Source organism: Pseudomonas sp. NS1(2017) (genome assembly GCF_002269425.1).
GTDB lineage: Bacteria > Pseudomonadota > Gammaproteobacteria > Pseudomonadales > Pseudomonadaceae > Aquipseudomonas > Aquipseudomonas reactans.
Genome location: NZ_CP022960.1, coordinates 551,688 through 568,413, shown reverse-complemented (window position 1 = coordinate 568,413; position 16,726 = coordinate 551,688). Strand labels below are relative to the sequence as shown.

Sequence of the window (16,726 nt, the reverse complement as noted above, 5' to 3'; positions counted from 1 at the left end):
CGCGGCCCAACGCGGGGCAAGCCCGCTCGCCACAACAAGCCAGCTCAGGTGGGAGGCGCCTCTTGGTCAGTCCTCGCTGATCGGCAGCACGTAGTTCTTGAACTCCGTATCTTCGCGAAACCCAATCGACTCGTAGGTCTTCTGCGCCACTTCATTGTCGCTGCTGGTCGATACCCGCAACCGTACCGCGTGGGTCTCCTTGGCCATCTTTTTCGCCGTGCGCATCAGGTTATCCGCCACCAGTTGCCGGCGTGCGTCTTCAGCCACATAGATGTCATTGAGGATCCACACCCGCTTGAGCGACAACGACGAAAAGCTCGGGTACAGCTGGCAAAAGCCCAGCAGTTTTTTGTCGTCATCATCCGCCAGAGCCAGGTAAATCACCGATTCCTTGCGGCGCAGACGCTTCTCCAGAAAGGCCCGTGACGAATCCGGGAAGGGCAAGGCCCCGTAGAACTCACGGTATTTGACGAACAGCGGGGTCAACAGGTCCAGGTGTTCCAGGGTCGCTTGAGTAATCCGCATGCCAGGCCTCAACTTCCAAATGGGGTATGACCACACAAGCGGCCGTGACTCGATGCTGCCTAATGGCGCGAAAAAGCGCAATCGTGCGGCGATCAGTCATCCGGTGAGCTGAGTAGAAAATTGCCTTTCATCAGGTCGGGATCATCCGATCCAATGGTCTGAACCTGCGCCTCGTCCTTGAGATTGACCCCCGACAGCTGCCGACGACACGCCTCTCGCATCAAGTACAGCAAACGATGGGCCGCCATCCCATAGCTCAGGCCCTCCAGGCGCACATTGGAGATGCAATTGCGATAGGCGTCAGTGAGGCCGACCTTCGGGTTGTAGGTGAAATACAGGCCCAGGCTGTCCGGTGAACTGAGCCCCGGCCGTTCGCCGATCAGGATCACCACCATCTTGGCACCAAGCAATTGCCCGATTTCATCGGCCACCGCCACGCGGCCTTGTTCCACCAGGATGACCGGCGACAACGACCAACCTTCCGCGTGGGTTTGTTCTTCCATGCGTGTCAGAAAGGGCAGGGTATGTTTATGTACGGCCAAGGCGGATAAACCATCGGCCACCACCACGGCTAAATCCACGCCGCCGGGATTGGCTGACGCATGGTCGCGCAGCGCTTGGGCGGATTCATCACTCAGGCGCCGCCCCAGGTCCGGGCGTTGCAGGTAGCTGTGTCGGTCGGCAGCGGCACTGTGCAGCAACAGCGTTTCACGCCCGCGTTCGGCCAACTGGCTGCTGAGGCCCGCATGATCAAAAGGCAAATGCACCGCGTCCCGCGCCTGGGCGTGGGCAAACTGAAAATCCAGCTGCGCATTGGTGGGAATGCTGGTGCCGGTGCGGCCCAGGGCGATGCGCGCCGGGGTCAGGCGACGCAGTTCCAGCCAGGGGTTGTCAGGCAGGTCGGGTTGCACAGGCGGCTCCTTCATCCCAGTTGCGCCAAGGCTTGGCGAAAGGCCGGTGGCAGGCTGTTGCCGAAGTGCACCTTGCCGTCGGCTTGCGTGAAGATGCCCATTTTTGCCAGCCACTGCTCAAACTCCGGCGCCGGTTTTAAACCCAATGTTTGCCGGGCGTACAGCGCGTCGTGGAACGAGGTGGTCTGGTAGTTGAGCATGATGTCGTCGGAACCGGGGATGCCCATGATGAAGTTGATTCCGGCTACGCCGAGCAGGGTCAGCAGGGTGTCCATGTCGTCCTGGTCGGCTTCGGCGTGGTTGGTGTAGCAGATGTCGCAACCCATGGGCACACCGAGCAGCTTGCCGCAGAAGTGGTCTTCGAGGCCGGCGCGGATGATCTGCTTGCCGTTGTAGAGGTACTCCGGGCCGATAAATCCTACGACTGTATTCACCAGAAACGGTTTGAAATGTCGGGCTACTGCGTAGGCGCGGGTCTCGCAGGTTTGTTGGTCGACGCCAAAGTGCGCATTGGCCGACAAGGCGCTGCCCTGGCCGGTTTCGAAATACATCAGGTTCTGGCCCAACGTGCCGCGATTGAGGCTCAAGCCCGCTTCGTAGCCTTCCTGCAACACGCTCAGGCTGATGCCGAAACTGGCGTTGGCCGCCTCAGTGCCGGCGATCGACTGGAATACCAGATCCAGCGGCACGCCACGGTTGATGGCCTCGATGGAGGTGGTGACGTGGGTGAGTACGCAGGCCTGGGTCGGGATCTCATAGCGCTGAATGATCGCGTCGAGCATCTCCAGCATGGCGCAGATCGAGGCGATGCTGTCGGTGGCCGGGTTGATGCCGATCATGGCGTCGCCATTGCCGTACAACAGGCCATCCAGAATGCTCGCGGCGATGCCCGCCGGTTCGTCTGTAGGATGGTTCGGTTGCAGGCGTGTGGATAAACGCCCGCGCAGGCCCATGGTGCCGCGAAATTGCGTGACCACGCGGATCTTCTGCGCCACCAGCACCAGGTCCTGCACACGCATGATCTTGGACACGGCCGCCGCCATCTCTGGCGTCAGACCTGGCGCCAAGGCGCGGAGGGAATGTTCGTCGGCCGCATCGCTGAGCAACCAGTCGCGCAGTCCGCCCACGGTCAGGTGGCTGACGGCGGCAAACGCCTGTTTATCGTGGGTGTCGATGATCAGGCGGGTGACTTCGTCGCTTTCATAGGGGATCAGCACTTCTTGCAGGAAGTGCTTCAACGGGATATTCGCCAGTGCCATCTGCGCCGCCACCCGTTCACCGTCATTCTGTGCGGCGACGCCGGCGAGGAAGTCCCCGGAACGTGCGGGGCTGGCCTTGGCCATCACGTCCTTGAGGCTGTCGAAGCGGTAGGTTTGTGCACCCACCGCGTGGGAAAAGCTTGCCATACAGTGTCTCCTTGACGACGCGGGCGGCTGCCCGCGTCGAGGTTTACGGCAGTTAGTGCAAGGCGGCCTCTGCGGCCTGGATCGCCGCGAATTCCTCTTCGGGCGTGCCTGCTACCAAGTGATGCCGGCTGTAGAAAGCAAAGTAAGCAATTAATACTCCATAGATGATCGCGGCGCCAATCACCACCCGTGGATCCACTAGAAAGCCCGCCACCACGGCCACACAGGCCAGCACCAGCGCAACGCCAGAGGTAAAGATGCCGCCCGGTGTACGGTACGGACGGTCCATTTTGGGGCGACGGATGCGCAGGGTGATGTGCGCGGCCATCATCAGTACGTAGGAAATGGTCGCGCCAAACACCGCCACCAGAATCAGCAGGTCACCCTGGCCGGTCAGCGACAAGCCGAAGCCGATGATGCCGGGGATCACCAAGGCCAATACTGGCGCCTTGCTTTTGTTGGTCTGGGACAGTTTGCGCGGCAGGTAGCCGGCGCGGGACAGTGCGAAGATCTGCCGCGAATAGGCGTAGATGATCGAGAAAAAGCTCGCGATCAGGCCGGCAAGGCCGACGAGGTTGACGAAACTGCCCATCCAGGTGGAGCCGCCGTAAGACAATGCCAGTGCTTCAACCAGCGGGTTGCCGGATTTGATCAGCGCGTAGGTACCGGCGCCGCCCGGTGCAATCACGAGGATAAGCAGGGCAAAACTGGTCAGCACCACAATGGCGCCGATCAAGCCACGCGGCAGGTCGCGTTTCGGGTTCTTGGTTTCTTCGGCGGCCAGGGGCACACCCTCTACGGCCAGGAAGAACCAGATGGCATAAGGAATTGCGGCCCACACACCGACATAGCCAAACGGCAGGAAGGTGCTGGCACCCTTGGCCTCGGTCACCGGAATGTCCAGCAGGTTGGCGACATTGAAGTGCGGCACCATCGCAATTAGGAACACACCCAGTGCTATTGCGGCCACGGCGGTGATCACAAACATCAACTTCAGGGCTTCGCCCACACCAAAAATGTGGATGCCGATAAAGATGATGTAGAACGCCAGGTAAATCATCCAGCCGCCGATACCGAACAGCGACTCGCAATACGCACCGATAAACACCGCGATGGCAGCGGGGGCAATGGCGTATTCGATCAGGATCGCGGTGCCCGTGAGGAACCCGCCCCACGGCCCGAATGCGCTGCGGGCAAAGCCGTAGCCGCCGCCAGCGGTGGGAATCATGGAAGACAGTTCGGCCAGGGAAAAACACATGCACAGGTACATGGTGGCCATTAGCAATGTGGCGAGGAACATCCCGCCCCAGCCACCCTGGGCCAGACCGAAGTTCCAACCGGCGTAGTCGCCGGAAATCACGTAGGCAACGCCAAGGCCGACCAGCAACACCCAGCCGGCGGCGCCTTTTTTCAGTTCGCGTTGTTGGAAGTATTGGGAGTCGACTTTTTCGAAGTCGACGGAGGATCCAGTGGGTTCGCTAGGCATGAGAAGTACCGTCCGTTCTTATTGTTTTGGTTGAGCGCGAACAGGCGTGGGCACCGGTGGACCGGTGCCCACGAGAGGGTCAGAAGAACCCGAGTGGATTAATGTCGTAACTCACCAGCAAGTTCTTGGTCTGCTGGTAATGATCCAGCATCATCTTGTGCGTCTCACGGCCGACACCGGATTTCTTGTAACCACCAAACGCGGCATGCGCCGGGTACAGGTGATAGCAGTTGGTCCACACGCGGCCCGCCTTGATCGCGCGGCCCATGCGGTAGGCGCGGTTGATGTCGCGGGTCCACACGCCGGCGCCCAGGCCGAACTCGGTGTCGTTGGCGATCGCCAGGGCTTCGGCTTCGTCCTTGAAGGTGGTGATGCTCACCACCGGGCCGAAGATTTCTTCCTGGAACACACGCATTTCGTTGGTGCCCTTGAGCAGGGTCGGCTGGATGTAATAACCGCCGGCCATGTCGCCGGTGAGCTTCTCGACCTTGCCGCCGGTCAGCAGTTGTGCGCCTTCGCCCTTGGCGATTTCCAGGTAGGACAGGATCTTGTCGAACTGCTGCTCGGACGCCTGGGCGCCGACCATGGTGTCGGTGTCCAGCGGATCGCCGCGTTTGATCGACTCGATTTTCTTCATCACGACTTTCATGAAGTCGTCGTAGATCGACTCTTCCACCAGCGCACGGGAAGGGCAGGTGCACACTTCACCCTGGTTGAAGAACGCCAGCACCAAGCCTTCAGCGGCTTTCTCGATAAAGGATGGCTCGGCTTTCATGATGTCGGCGAAGAAGATGTTCGGCGACTTGCCGCCCAGTTCCACGGTGGACGGAATGATGTTCTCGGCCGCCGCATGCATGATGTGCGAGCCCACGGGCGTCGAGCCAGTGAAGGCAATCTTGGCAATGCGCTTGCTGGTGGCGAGGGCTTCGCCGGCTTCTTTACCGAAGCCTTGAACCACGTTCAACACGCCTGGTGGCAACAGGTCTCCGATCACCTCCAGCAGCACGGTGATGCCCAGCGGGGTTTGCTCGGCGGGCTTGAGCACCACGCAGTTACCGGCGGCCAGGGCCGGTGCGAGTTTCCACGCGGCCATCAGGATCGGGAAGTTCCACGGGATGATCTGGCCGACCACGCCCAGCGGTTCATGGAAGTGGTAGGACGCTGTGTGTTCGTTGATTTCGGCGCTGGTGCCTTCCTGGGCGCGGATGCAGCCGGCGAAGTAGCGGAAGTGGTCGGCGGCCAGTGGGATGTCGGCGTTGAGGGTTTCACGCACGGCCTTGCCGTTGTCCCAGGTTTCGGTGATGGCCAGCAGTTCGAGGTTCTGTTCGATGCGGTCGGCGATTTTCAGCAGGACCAGCGAACGGTCCTGGGCCGAGGTCTTGCCCCAGGCGTCGGCGGCGGCATGGGCGGCGTCCAGGGCCTTGTCGATGTCTTTGGCCGTGGAGCGCGGGAATTCGGCGATGGCCTTGCCGTTGACCGGCGAGGTGTTGGTGAAATAGTTGCCATCGACCGGCGCAACGAACTCGCCGCCGATGTAGTTGCCGTACTTGGCCTTGAACGAAACGATGGCGCCTTCAGTACCGGGGTGTGCGTAACGCATGGTGGGTATCTCCTGACTTTTATGTTTATTGGAGTACAGCGATATTGCGCTTGATAAAGCGTAGAGCAAAGGTTGGGCCAGCGCTTTGCAAGCTAGGTAAATCAAGGGGTTGGGCTTTGTAGCAAGGCGTTGCTGTGGCAGGCTCGATACACCCGGTGTGACAGTTTGTGCCATAAACGGTACAGCCTGTGACTGGTGGGTCGGCCCGGGATTGCATTGCCTGGATGGCTGGGGGATGCTGGCAGTTCTCACGCAGGGAGAATAATAAGAAATGCACAACGATCATTTCAGCCGCCATGCCCAGCAAGTCCTCACCGTGGCGCATGGCCGCGACCCGTCCAGCGATCCGTCCATCGCCCGCTCCTGGCTGCGTTGCCTGGAGGACTACCACCTCGACCCTGCGCAAACCATTGCACCCACTGTGCTTGAACATGGTCGCTTGCTGGAAAGCCGCGAGCGCCTGCAACAAGTGCTGCACATTGCCGGCAGTGAGATGAACAGCCTGCATCAACAGCTCTCCGGCGCCGGGCATGCTGTGTTGCTCACGGATGCACGCGGTGTGATCCTCAACTGTGTCACCGCGCCGTCCGAGCGCAAGATCTTCGAGCGTGCCGGGTTGTGGCTGGGTGCCGACTGGAGTGAGGCCTGCGAGGGCACCAACGGCATCGGCACCTGCCTGGTGGAGCGCCAATCCCTGACCATTCATCGTGACGAACACTTCCGTGGTCGGCATACCGGGCTGACCTGCTCGGCGAGCCCGGTGTTCGACCCTCATGGGGATCTGCTGGCGGTGTTGGATGTGTCCTCGGCGCGGGAGGCGGTGTCGCGCCAAAGCCAGTTCCACACGATGGCGCTGGTGAACCTGTCGGCGAAGATGATCGAGAGTTGTTACTTCCTGCGTCATTTCGAAAACCATTGGCTGCTGCGTTTTCATCTGCAGGCGGAGTCAGTGGGGTTGTTCAGCGAAGGGTTGCTGGCGTTTGATGGAGAAGGGCGCATCTGTGCGGTCAACCAGAGTGCGTTGAACCTGTTGGGGCAACGGCGTGACGGGTTGCAGGGGCAGCCAGTAGAGGCATTTTTCGATTGCTCCCTGGATCAATTGCTCGGGCGCGCCAGCGCAAATGCCACGGCCAGTTGGCCGTTGCGCACGCGGGATGGCCGGCATCTGTTCGCCGCTTTGCGTGGGCAAGCGCGCAGCGCGTCAACCCCCATCGCCAAGCCTGAGCCTTCACGGCTGCCCGGCATTTGCCTGGGCGATTCGGCGATGCAAAATGATTTTCGCAAGGCACTGCGGGTGTTCGAGCGGGATGTGCCGCTGTTGATCAATGGCGAGACCGGTTCTGGCAAGGAAGCCTTTGCCAAGGCCGTGCACTACGCCAGCCAGCGCGCTGACCAGGCGTTTGTGGCCCTCAACTGCGCCGCCATCCCGGAAAGCCTGATCGAAAGCGAGCTGTTCGGCTATCGCGGCGGCAGCTTTACCGGCGCGCGTAAGGAGGGCATGCAAGGCAAGTTGCAACAGGCCGATGGAGGAACCTTGTTCCTCGATGAAATCGGCGACATGCCCTTGGCGCTGCAAACCCGTCTCTTAAGGGTGCTGGAGGATAGGCTGGTGGTGCCGATCGGTGGTGAGCCCCAGGCGGTGAACGTCAGAGTTATCAGTGCCACTCACCGCAATTTACTGGAGCGTGTGCAGAACGGCAGTTTTCGCGAAGATCTGTATTACCGCCTTAACGGCCTGGAGGTCGGCTTGCCGCCTTTGCGCGAACGCCGTGACAGGCCTCAGTTGCTGGACTTCCTGCTGGCAGAAGAGTCCGCCGGGCAATTGGTCAGCCTCGAATCCGGTGCGCGTCAGGCGTTGCTGGCGTTTGCCTGGCCCGGCAATGTCCGCCAGATGCGTACGGTATTGCGCACAGTGGTGGCGCTATGTGATGACGGGCGGATAGGGCTGTCAGATCTGCCGGCGGTGTTCCGTCAGGCATCCGTGCAAACGGTCATCAAGTCGCCTCTGGAGGACGCCGAGCGCCAAACCCTACTGGCGACGCTGGATCGTCAACACTGGCATATGACGCAAGTCGCCGAGCACTTGGGTGTCAGCCGCAATACCTTGTATCGCAAGTTACGTAAGCATGGGATCACACGCGCTGCGGCAGGGGAACGTTGAGAGGATATTCTGCGATCGTAGCCGTAAGTTTTAATGCGCTGAGATAATCAGTCATGTGACGCTTTTATTGTTAAGTTTGAAGTGCCCTACGCGCTGTGTTGGGGTGTTCTGATAGGAACGGTTCAGCGCAAGTTGTTCACTCAGTTAAGGCACCTGCAATCGGTGTTTCAAATAATAAAAGTCACTTGGGTGAATACGATGATCATTACAACACCAACCGTTCCCTTCATTCCTGTACAGCCCACTTCGGCAGAGGAGCCCCCACCTCCGGCTGTCGACCATAACTCTGAGGCCCCGAATCAACCTCTGAATCGTGCCAAAAGGGCATTGAAAGGTTTTCCGAGGTTTGGACGGCGGTCCCCGTCGCCTCCTCCTCCGCTGCCCCCTGCGCTGCCGGCGCCTAAACCTTTGCCCAAGGCTGGTCCTTCTCCGAAGCCCGGTCAGCATCCACCGGTGGACGGGTTCAAGGGAGCGGGGCAGACAGTCATCGTTGCCAATAAGATCAAAGCCAATGATGATTTGTTGATGGCTGGCTTACGCAAACAAGCGCCGATCAGCGTCGCTGAGGCCACCAAGCGATTGATCGACGCTGAGAGCCTGGTCAAGTCCGGAGTGATTGCTACAGGGCCCAACGCTAGCCGTGTCGCCCGTGATGCGTTTATCAGTGCGGGTATCACAGGGCTGATCAGCGCGCCTATCAATGTCGCAGCCTACGCGGGCTCTGTCGCTACGGGGGAGGCGATCAAGGCTACCTATGCCCCAGGGGTGTTACCGCCGCCCTTTTTGCCGGGAGCCACCAGCCAGTCGAAGACCCCAGCCTCTACTTCGTCGAGCGAACCTGTGCTGTCGACAGCAGATCCGACCAGTGCACAAGTGGATGAAGTTGAAATGAAGTTGCTGGGGATGGCCTCCACCGTGATGTTTACGCTCGGGGATACCAGTAGTGTATTTACGAAAAATGATAGTTGGCCAACCGATACTGCCGGGCGCTTAGATAACCTCGAAAAGTTGCTCGGTCTATCAGAGCAACATCTGAAAAAGGCCACTCGGCAAAATGGCTTGATTTTCAAACCTTATAAGCCTGGAGAGCCGATACCTACCGACCCGAAAGGACGCCTTAACCTGATTGAAAAGAAACTCGAGCGCATGACTGAGGCTTATGAAAGGTTGCGATTTCTCGCTGCGATGAAAGACGGCAATAATAAAGCTGACGGCACCGTCTGAAAGCGCCAGGGCCGAGCGAAGTGCCCACCTGCTCTTCGTTCGGCCCCTGGCCGTATAAAAGGTGCGATTTGCCCCTCCCTGCGCTAACCTGCCTCGATGTTTTACGAGGTTGACTATGCACATTCATATTCTCGGTATTTGCGGCACGTTCATGGGCTCGATGGCGGTTCTGGCCAAAGAGCTGGGCCATCACGTGACAGGCTCCGACGCCAATGTATATCCGCCCATGAGCACGCAACTCGAGGCCCAGGGCATCGAGCTGACCCAAGGCTACGACCCATCGCAATTCGACCCGGTCCCGGACCTGGTGGTGATCGGCAATGCCATGTCCCGTGGCAACCCGGCGGTCGAGTACGTACTCAATAAAGGTTTGCCTTATGTGTCTGGCCCGCAGTGGCTGGCCGACCATGTGTTGCAAGGCCGCTGGGTACTCGCGGTCGCTGGCACTCACGGCAAGACCACCACCAGCAGCATGCTGGCGTGGGTGCTGGAACATGCGGGCATGAGCCCGGGCTTCCTGATCGGCGGCGTGCCGCAGAATTTCTCGGTGTCGGCGCGTCTGGGCGACACGCCGTTCTTTGTGATCGAGGCAGATGAATACGACAGCGCCTTCTTCGACAAGCGCTCCAAGTTCGTTCACTACCGCCCGCGCACGGCGATCCTGAACAATCTGGAGTTCGATCACGCCGACATCTTCCCCGATTTGCCAGCCATCGAGCGGCAGTTCCATCACTTGGTACGCACCATTCCAAGCGAAGGCCTGGTGATCCACCCGACCACCGAACCCGCCTTGCAGCGTGTGATCGAGATGGGCTGCTGGACCCCGGTGCAAACCACCGGCGCGGGCGGGCAGTGGCAGGTCAAGCTGCTCAGCGAAGACGGTTCCAAGTTTGAAGTGCTGTTCGAAGGCCAAGCTCAAGGCATCGTCGAGTGGGACATGACCGGCCAGCACAACGTTGCCAACGCGTTGGTCACCCTGGCGGCCGCGCGGCATGTGGGCGTGGTGCCGTCCATGGGCATTGCCGCGTTGAGCGCTTTCAAAAGCGTGAAGCGCCGCATGGAAAAAGTCGCCGACGTGAATGGGATTACTATCTACGACGACTTTGCCCATCACCCGACAGCCATTGCTACTACGTTGGATGGCCTGCGCAAACGTGTCGGCGATGCGCCGATCATCGCGATTGTCGAGCCACGCTCCAACTCCATGAAGCTCGGTGCCCACCGCGATGGCCTGCCAGAAAGCGTCAATGATGCCGACCAAGTGGTCTGGTACGCGCCGGCCAACCTCGGCTGGGATCTGCCGGCGATTGCTGCCCTGTGCACCGTGCCCTCCATCGTCTGCGACTCCATCGAAGGCATCATTGAACACGTCAAGCACCAGGCCAAGCCGGGCACCCACGTGGTGGTCATGAGCAACGGCGGCTTTGGTGGCCTGCACGGCAAACTGGCCGGGGCGCTGAAATGAGTGGCCCGGAACGCGTCACCCTGGCGATGACCGGCGCCTCCGGTGCGCCTTATGGTTTGCGCCTGCTGGATTGCCTGGTGCGTGAAGACCGTGAGGTGCACTTCCTGATCTCCAAGGCCGCGCAACTGGTGATGGCCACCGAGACCGACGTGGCGCTGCCGCCCAAGGTACAGACGATGCAGGCCTTCCTCACCGAATACACCGGTGCGGCAGCGGGGCAGATCAAGGTCTACGGCAAAGAGGACTGGATGTCGCCCGTGGCGTCTGGTTCGGGTGCGCCGGCAGCGATGGTGGTGGTGCCGTGTTCCACTGGGACGTTGTCGGCGATTGCCACGGGTGCCTGCAACAACCTGATCGAGCGCGCAGCGGACGTGACCTTGAAGGAGCGTCGCCAGTTGATCCTGGTGCCCCGTGAAGCGCCGTATTCGAGCATTCACCTGGAACACATGCTCAAGCTGTCGAACATGGGCGTGACGATTCTGCCGGCCTCGCCGGGTTTTTATCACCAGCCGCAGACCATCGATGACCTGGTGGATTTTGTGGTGGCGCGCATTCTCAACCTGCTGAACATTCCTCAGGACATGCTGCCACGCTGGGGCGAGCACCATTTGAGCAGTGATGAATAAGGCGCTGCTGATCCTGCTGGCGCTGCAACTGACGGGCTGCGCCACGGCGCGCACGTTGGACGCGGCGCAACCTGGCGCGCCGGTGGTGTATGCCGGTACGCGGTTGGATTTGTATGCAATGAATGGCGGTTGCTGCGCCAAGGACCGGTTTGGTGCCGAGGCGCCGGCTTATCCCGGTGTGGATCTGCCGGCGAGTGCGTTGCTTGATACCTTGTTGTTGCCGCTGTCGGTGTTGACGGTGTTGGGCGTTGGCTTCAACGCTACAGGTGGCTTGTAGGAGCGAGCTTGCTCGCGAAGATCGTTAACGAAAACGCGGGTCTCCTGGAAGAACTCAGCGCCTGTGCGTTCTTCGCGAGCAAGCTCGCTCCTACAGGTATTTGAAACCTATTATTTGCCGAGTTTGCGCAATTCATCCGACTCCACCACCCGCACCCCATCCTGCTCTTCCAGCGCCAGGCGCCACATGGCCCGGGCCAGTTCGCACACTTCGATGCCGCGGTATTTGCCAGGAATCAGCTTCGACAACGGCCCGGCCAGTTGTTCGGCCAAACGTGGTTCCAGTCGTTCCCCCAACAGCAACGATGGCCGCACGATGGTCAGTTGTGGCCAGTCCTGGGCTTTCAAGGCCTCTTCCATTTCCCCTTTGACGCGGTTGTAGAAGATCGAGGATTTCGGGTCGGCGCCAATCGCGCTGATCACGATCAGGTGGCGTGCCCCCATTTCCCGCGCGCGTTTGGCGAAGGCCACGACCATGTCCAGGTCGACGGCGCGAAACGCCGCTTCGGAGCCCGCTTGTTTGAGGGTGGTGCCCAGGCAGCAGAAGGCCAGGTCCACCTGGCCACTCAGTTGCGGCAGGAACACCGCCGGGTCGCCCACCGGGTTTTCCAGGTGCGGGTGTTCGGCCAATGGCTTGCGGCTGGGCGCGAGCACGCGGGTCACGGTGGGTTCGTTGAGCAGGCGATCGAGCAGGTGTTCGCCGGTAAGGCCGGAGGCTCCGGCGAGCAAGATATGCTGAGGCGTCAGGTACATGGTGTTTCCCCCTTGTTACACAGTTCAGCTTAGTTGCCTTTGGCTTCCTTGCTATTCATTGAGACGCTTTCGAGCGCCTTTCGTGCCTGCTGTTTGCGTAATAATTGCCAATGGGCGATCACGCCCTTGGGGGCCCAGATCTGCGGTTCGGAGGCTTCGAAGTTGTCCGCCTGTTCGCGTTCGGCCACATGCAGTTGTGCCAGCTTGAAGGCTTGCTGCAAGTCGTCGGTCTGGTTGAAGGCCTGGGCGAAGAGGGCGTCGCCAAAGTAGGTGAAGTCGGCTTCTTCCGAGCAACCGAAGGACACGCGGTCGGCGCGGGAAGCGGTCATGATCAGGGTACGCTCGTCCTTCAAGGCCGGGATGAAACCACCGGAATAGCAGGCGGAAATCACCACGATCTTGTCGCGGTTCTTCAGCGGTGCCAGCACGGCGGCCAACTCATCGGCGGGCAGGTCGGCCAACTCCATGCGCGGTTGGTCGAGCACCAGTTCGTGTTCGTGGGTGCCGTGGCTGGTCATGTAGATAAACACCAGGTCTTCCGGCCCGGTGCGGTCGGCCAGGGTCTGCACGGCGCGGCGCAGGCTTTCGCGAGTGGCCAGCGGGCGGTCGGCAATGTGGTCGCGGTGGTTGACCAGGCGAATCTGCCCCCGTGCACCGAAACGGGTGGCGAGCATGTTGCTGACGTAATCGGCTTCGCGCAGGAACACGCTCTGCTTGCCGTCGCCGGCCACGGCCAGGGTGTACAGCTCCACGGCCGGTGTGGAGGCGGGCACGGCGGCGAGGGCGGCGTCGAGCAAGCGGCCCTGGGCGAGCACGCCGATTTCCAGCGGGTCGGGCAGCAGTTTGCCGTCGGCGTCCCGCACGCGCATGCCGTTGACCCAGGCGCCGGCCTGTACGGTGCCGTCGGTGAGGACCAGGGTGCCTTTGCCTTGATAGCTGTCGCTGTCGAAACCGCCGATATAGAAGCTGCCGTCGGTGAGGTTCAGGCGGCCTTCGCCGGTGAAACGCCAATCGCTGAACTGGCCGACATAGTGGCTGCCGTCGACGCCGATCAATTCGCCCTTGCCGCTGAGCGCGCCTTCCTTGAACTGGCCGATCCACACGTCGCCGTCGGCGTTCTCATAGCGGCCCTTGCCGTTCAGTTGGTTTTGTTTGAACTGGCCGACATAGATGTCGCCGTCGGCGCTGTTGAACGTGCCATTGCCTTCCAACTGGCCATCGACAAAGTGGCCGCTGAACTGGTTGCCACTGTCGTCGTTGCGCTGGCCTTCGCCATTCGGCTTGCCGTGGGCGAACTGGCCCTGGTATTGGCTGCCGTCGGCCAGCTCCAGGCGGCCGAGCCCGGAATACTGGTCGTCCTTGAACTCGCCGCGATAGGTCATCTGCCCCTCTTTGAGGGTGCCTTCACCGTTGCGTCGACCGTTCTTGAAGCCGCCCACATAGTGGCTGCCCGCCGTGGTCAGGCTGCCCTGGCCATCGAACAGGCCTTGCTGGAATTGGCCTTTATAGACTTCGCCATTGCTGCCATGCCATTCGCCCTGGCCATGCCACTGGCCTTTGTCGAACTGGCCGGCGTACCAGCTGCCGTTGGGGTAGTCCACGCGGCCCTGGCCTTGCAGCAAGCCATCGACCACATCGCCCCGGTAACGGCCGCCGTCGGGCAGGCGCGCATCGGGCGGCAACAGCGATTCGCCGTCTCCGCAAGCGGTGAGCAACAGGGCAAGGGCGAGGGGAGCGAGTGGGCGCATAGCGGGATCCGGATAATTGAGCGCCGAGTATGCCGCAGCTGCGAGTTTCATACATAAATTTACATACACTGTGGTGAGGTTTATATCCCCACCACAGGCACGGGCTTACACGAAGTAGAGTGACAACGACTCGGCAATGTAAGCCGGTTTTTCCTGGCCTTCGATTTCCAGGGTGGCAGTGGCCTTGAGCAGCCATTGGCCGGGTTTTTTCTCGGTGACGTCATTGAGCGTCACGTTCAGGCGCACCTTGGAATTGACCTTGACCGGCTGGATGAATCGCACGCTGTCCAGGCCATAGTTGACCGCCATCTTCAGGCCTTCGGGCACGATCAGCAGGTCTTCCATCAGCTTGGGCATCAGCGACAGCGACAGGAAACCGTGGGCGATGGTGCTGCCGAACGGGGTTTGCGCGGCCTTGACCGGGTCGACGTGGATGAACTGATGATCGCCAGTGGCCTCGGCGAACAGGTTGATACGCGCCTGGTCGATGGTGAGCCATTCGGAACGTCCCAGTTCCTTGCCGACATAATCTTTGAGCTGCGCTACGGGTACATAGGGCATTGCGTCTCTCCTTGGTTCATCGGTGTGTTCTCCAGCCACTGTAGGAGCGAGCTTGCTCGCGAAAAACTCAAGCGCGCCGCGTTAAGCCAGAAATCCCGCGTAATCGTTAACGACCTTCGCGAGCAAGCTCGCTCCTACAAGGAAGGAGTTATTGGTTTTTTTGGGTTACAGAGAACCAATGTAGATCATCATGGCCAATCGGCTCGGTCAACCCACCATGCTTTTGGCGAATGCCGGTGCATAGGGCGGGCGTGCTTATAATGCGGGCGAGTCTTGAGGGGGAAGAACGGATGCTGTTACGTGGCCTGACCTGGCTGGTGCTGTTTCAACTGATCGGCACGGCGATCAATCATTTGCTGTTGCCGGTGCTGCCGGGGCCGATCATCGGCCTGCTGCTGATGCTGGGTTTCCTGATCTGGAAGGGCGAAGTCGGCGAGCCCTTGAGCCTGGCGGCCAGCAGTCTATTGCGTTACTTGCCATTGCTGCTGGTGCCGCCGGCGGTAGGGGTGATGGTGTATGCCAAGGACATTGCCGCGGATTTCTGGGCCATTGTCGGTGCGCTGGTGTTGTCGCTGGTGGTTGCCATGGGCTTTGTCGGCGTGCTGATGCAGCAGATGGTCAAACGCAAGGAGAAGGATCAATGATCTTCGACTGGCACGGCGCGTGGACGGCGGTGATTCATCACCCGCTATTCGGCATCGGTATCACCCTCGGCGCCTATCAACTGGTACTGGCAGGGTTCGAGAAAACCCGCTGGATCTTCCTGCAGCCGGTGCTGGTGTCCATGCTGCTGGTGATCGGCGTGCTGATCACCTGTGGCCTGAGCTACGCCGAGTACCGCAAGAGCACTGAGATCATGGGCATCCTGCTCGGCCCGGCGACGGTGGCCCTGGCAGTGCCGCTTTACCTGAACCTGCGGCGCATTCGCCAATTGTTCTGGCCGATTTTTACTACGCTGGTGATAGGCGGGGTGCTTGCCACCGGCCTGTGTGTGCTGCTGGGCTGGTGGTTTGGTGCCGAACACATGATGTTGATGACCATGGCACCCAAGTCGGTGACCTCGCCGATCGCCATGTTGGTGGCCGAGCAGATCGGTGGCGTGGCGGCGTTGGCGGCGGTGTTTGTGCTGATCACCGGGGTGATCGGCGCGATGATCGGCCCGGCGTATTTGTCCCGCCTGGGCGTGCACAGCCCCGAGGCGCGCGGCATGGCGCTGGGCATGACGGCCCACGCCGTGGGCACCTCGGTGGCCCTGCAGGAAAGCGAAGAATGCGGCGCCTTTGCCGCGTTGGCGATGAGTTTGATGGGCGTGGCCACGGCGGTTTTCCTGCCGCTGGCCGTGTCGGTGATCGTTTAAACCGGGTTTAAGGAAACCTTTATGAGTCTGGCGCTGTTTCCGCTCAATACCGTGCTGTTCCCTGGCTGCACCCTCGACCTGCAACTGTTCGAGGCGCGCTACCTGGACATGGTCGCCCGTTGCATGAAAAAGGGCGAAAGCTTCGGCGTGGTGTGCATTCTTGACGGCCAGGAGGTGGGCACGGCACCGGACGGCTACGCATTGATCGGCTGTGAAGCGCTGATCCGCGACTTCAAACAGCAGGACAACGGCCTGCTGGGGATTCGCGTCGAAGGCGGCCGCAGGTTCCGCGTGCGCGATGCCGGTGTGCAGAAGGACCAATTGCTGGTGGCTGAAGTGCAATGGCTCGAAGAGCTGCCGGACCAGCCCTTGGAAGAGGAAGACGCCGACCTGCTGGCGCTGCTCCAGGCGTTGGCCGAGCATCCGATGGTCGCTTCACTGGATATGGACGCCCACGCCGACGGCCAGCAAGCCTTGGGCAATCAGTTGGCCTATCTGCTGCCGTTCACCGAGGCTGACAAGATCGACCTGCTTCAGCTCGATGACCCGCAGCAGCGGCTGGATGCGATCCAGATGCTGCTGGATGAGTTGCAGGGCGAACTGTTTACCTGATTTCGGAAAAGTCTG

16 protein-coding genes are annotated in these 16,726 nt (G+C 60.6%); 8 read left to right on the top strand and 8 right to left on the bottom strand.

Annotated features, from left to right (window positions below):
* Positions 1-66: 66 nt before the first annotated feature.
* From CI807_RS02655 to CI807_RS02635, 5 genes are all read right to left on the bottom strand, one after another.
* Positions 67-525: an N-acetyltransferase gene (locus CI807_RS02655; RefSeq protein ID WP_017735604.1), complete on the bottom strand. Its 459-nt coding sequence runs from the start codon at positions 523-525 to the stop codon at positions 67-69.
* A gap of 92 nt (positions 526-617) precedes the next feature.
* The gene (gene eutC, locus CI807_RS02650) at positions 618-1,451 is read right to left on the bottom strand and encodes an ethanolamine ammonia-lyase subunit EutC (RefSeq protein ID WP_095013661.1); all 834 of its coding nucleotides are present in this window, start codon (positions 1,449-1,451) and stop codon (positions 618-620) included.
* Positions 1,448-2,842: an ethanolamine ammonia-lyase subunit EutB gene (locus tag CI807_RS02645; protein ID WP_028618091.1), complete on the bottom strand. Its 1,395-nt coding sequence runs from the start codon at positions 2,840-2,842 to the stop codon at positions 1,448-1,450. Before CI807_RS02645 ends, eutC begins: the two co-directional genes overlap by 4 nt.
* Positions 2,843-2,894: 52 nt before the next feature.
* Positions 2,895-4,328, bottom strand: a complete 1,434-nt coding sequence (eat, locus tag CI807_RS02640) for an ethanolamine permease (protein ID WP_095013660.1) — start codon at positions 4,326-4,328, stop codon at positions 2,895-2,897.
* A gap of 79 nt (positions 4,329-4,407) precedes the next feature.
* Entirely contained in the window at positions 4,408-5,928 is a 1,521-nt protein-coding gene (locus CI807_RS02635) for an aldehyde dehydrogenase family protein (RefSeq protein ID WP_016978566.1), read from the bottom strand.
* 271 nt (positions 5,929-6,199) lie between these two features.
* Here CI807_RS02635 and CI807_RS02630 point away from each other — a divergent pair, with 271 nt between their 5' ends.
* From CI807_RS02630 to CI807_RS02610, 5 genes are all read left to right on the top strand, one after another.
* The gene (locus CI807_RS02630) at positions 6,200-8,089 is read left to right on the top strand and encodes a sigma-54-dependent Fis family transcriptional regulator (RefSeq protein ID WP_095013659.1); all 1,890 of its coding nucleotides are present in this window, start codon (positions 6,200-6,202) and stop codon (positions 8,087-8,089) included.
* A 453-nt stretch (positions 8,090-8,542) separates the two neighbouring features.
* Positions 8,543-9,313, top strand: coding sequence for a hypothetical protein (locus CI807_RS02625; RefSeq protein ID WP_095013658.1), 771 nt, complete (start codon positions 8,543-8,545; stop codon positions 9,311-9,313).
* A gap of 115 nt (positions 9,314-9,428) precedes the next feature.
* Complete coding sequence (gene mpl / locus CI807_RS02620) at positions 9,429-10,778, top strand: UDP-N-acetylmuramate:L-alanyl-gamma-D-glutamyl-meso-diaminopimelate ligase (RefSeq protein ID WP_095013657.1); 1,350 nt, start codon at positions 9,429-9,431, stop codon at positions 10,776-10,778.
* Positions 10,775-11,404 (top strand): flavin prenyltransferase UbiX, encoded by a 630-nt coding sequence (gene ubiX / locus CI807_RS02615; RefSeq protein WP_028618086.1) that lies wholly within the window; start codon positions 10,775-10,777, stop codon positions 11,402-11,404. The genes mpl and ubiX overlap by 4 nt, the downstream gene beginning before the upstream one ends.
* Positions 11,397-11,681: a YceK/YidQ family lipoprotein gene (locus CI807_RS02610; RefSeq protein WP_016978571.1), complete on the top strand. Its 285-nt coding sequence runs from the start codon at positions 11,397-11,399 to the stop codon at positions 11,679-11,681. The genes ubiX and CI807_RS02610 overlap by 8 nt, the downstream gene beginning before the upstream one ends.
* 110 nt (positions 11,682-11,791) lie before the next feature.
* Here CI807_RS02610 and CI807_RS02605 read toward each other — a convergent pair whose 3' ends face one another.
* From CI807_RS02605 to CI807_RS02595, 3 genes are all read right to left on the bottom strand, one after another.
* On the bottom strand, positions 11,792-12,433 hold the full coding sequence (locus CI807_RS02605) for an oxidoreductase (RefSeq protein WP_095013656.1): 642 nt from the start codon (positions 12,431-12,433) through the stop codon (positions 11,792-11,794).
* A gap of 29 nt (positions 12,434-12,462) precedes the next feature.
* Positions 12,463-14,181, bottom strand: a complete 1,719-nt coding sequence (locus CI807_RS02600) for a C13 family peptidase (protein WP_095013655.1) — start codon at positions 14,179-14,181, stop codon at positions 12,463-12,465.
* 105 nt (positions 14,182-14,286) lie between these two features.
* Complete coding sequence (locus CI807_RS02595; protein WP_010206803.1) at positions 14,287-14,742, bottom strand: MaoC family dehydratase; 456 nt, start codon at positions 14,740-14,742, stop codon at positions 14,287-14,289.
* Positions 14,743-15,032: 290 nt separating this feature from the next.
* Between CI807_RS02595 and CI807_RS02590 the strand changes: the two genes are divergently transcribed.
* The 3 genes from CI807_RS02590 to CI807_RS02580 are packed head-to-tail and all read left to right on the top strand — an operon-like array spanning position 15,033 to position 16,711.
* Positions 15,033-15,386 carry a CidA/LrgA family protein gene (locus tag CI807_RS02590; protein ID WP_095013654.1) on the top strand — a complete coding sequence of 118 codons (354 nt, stop codon included), beginning with the start codon at positions 15,033-15,035 and terminating at the stop codon, positions 15,384-15,386.
* Entirely contained in the window at positions 15,383-16,099 is a 717-nt protein-coding gene (locus CI807_RS02585; protein WP_095013653.1) for an LrgB family protein, read from the top strand. Before CI807_RS02590 ends, CI807_RS02585 begins: the two co-directional genes overlap by 4 nt.
* 21 nt (positions 16,100-16,120) lie before the next feature.
* Positions 16,121-16,711 carry an LON peptidase substrate-binding domain-containing protein gene (locus CI807_RS02580; RefSeq protein WP_016978577.1) on the top strand — a complete coding sequence of 197 codons (591 nt, stop codon included), beginning with the start codon at positions 16,121-16,123 and terminating at the stop codon, positions 16,709-16,711.
* Positions 16,712-16,726 lie beyond the last annotated feature (15 nt).

Excerpts from the sequence above, each read along its gene's own strand:
- CI807_RS02655 (WP_017735604.1), bottom strand. The coding sequence starts at position 525 with ATGCGGATTACTCAAGCGACCCTGGAACACCTGGACCTGTTGACCCCG.
- eutC (WP_095013661.1), bottom strand. The coding sequence starts at position 1,451 with ATGAAGGAGCCGCCTGTGCAACCCGACCTGCCTGACAACCCCTGGCTG.
- CI807_RS02645 (WP_028618091.1), bottom strand. The coding sequence starts at position 2,842 with ATGGCAAGCTTTTCCCACGCGGTGGGTGCACAAACCTACCGCTTCGAC.
- eat (WP_095013660.1), bottom strand. The coding sequence starts at position 4,328 with ATGCCTAGCGAACCCACTGGATCCTCCGTCGACTTCGAAAAAGTCGAC.
- CI807_RS02635 (WP_016978566.1), bottom strand. The coding sequence starts at position 5,928 with ATGCGTTACGCACACCCCGGTACTGAAGGCGCCATCGTTTCGTTCAAG.
- CI807_RS02630 (WP_095013659.1), top strand. The coding sequence starts at position 6,200 with ATGCACAACGATCATTTCAGCCGCCATGCCCAGCAAGTCCTCACCGTG.
- mpl (WP_095013657.1), top strand. The coding sequence starts at position 9,429 with ATGCACATTCATATTCTCGGTATTTGCGGCACGTTCATGGGCTCGATG.
- ubiX (WP_028618086.1), top strand. The coding sequence starts at position 10,775 with ATGAGTGGCCCGGAACGCGTCACCCTGGCGATGACCGGCGCCTCCGGT.
- CI807_RS02610 (WP_016978571.1), top strand. The coding sequence starts at position 11,397 with ATGAATAAGGCGCTGCTGATCCTGCTGGCGCTGCAACTGACGGGCTGC.
- CI807_RS02605 (WP_095013656.1), bottom strand. The coding sequence starts at position 12,433 with ATGTACCTGACGCCTCAGCATATCTTGCTCGCCGGAGCCTCCGGCCTT.
- CI807_RS02600 (WP_095013655.1), bottom strand. The coding sequence starts at position 14,181 with ATGCGCCCACTCGCTCCCCTCGCCCTTGCCCTGTTGCTCACCGCTTGC.
- CI807_RS02595 (WP_010206803.1), bottom strand. The coding sequence starts at position 14,742 with ATGCCCTATGTACCCGTAGCGCAGCTCAAAGATTATGTCGGCAAGGAA.
- CI807_RS02590 (WP_095013654.1), top strand. The coding sequence starts at position 15,033 with ATGCTGTTACGTGGCCTGACCTGGCTGGTGCTGTTTCAACTGATCGGC.
- CI807_RS02585 (WP_095013653.1), top strand. The coding sequence starts at position 15,383 with ATGATCTTCGACTGGCACGGCGCGTGGACGGCGGTGATTCATCACCCG.
- CI807_RS02580 (WP_016978577.1), top strand. The coding sequence starts at position 16,121 with ATGAGTCTGGCGCTGTTTCCGCTCAATACCGTGCTGTTCCCTGGCTGC.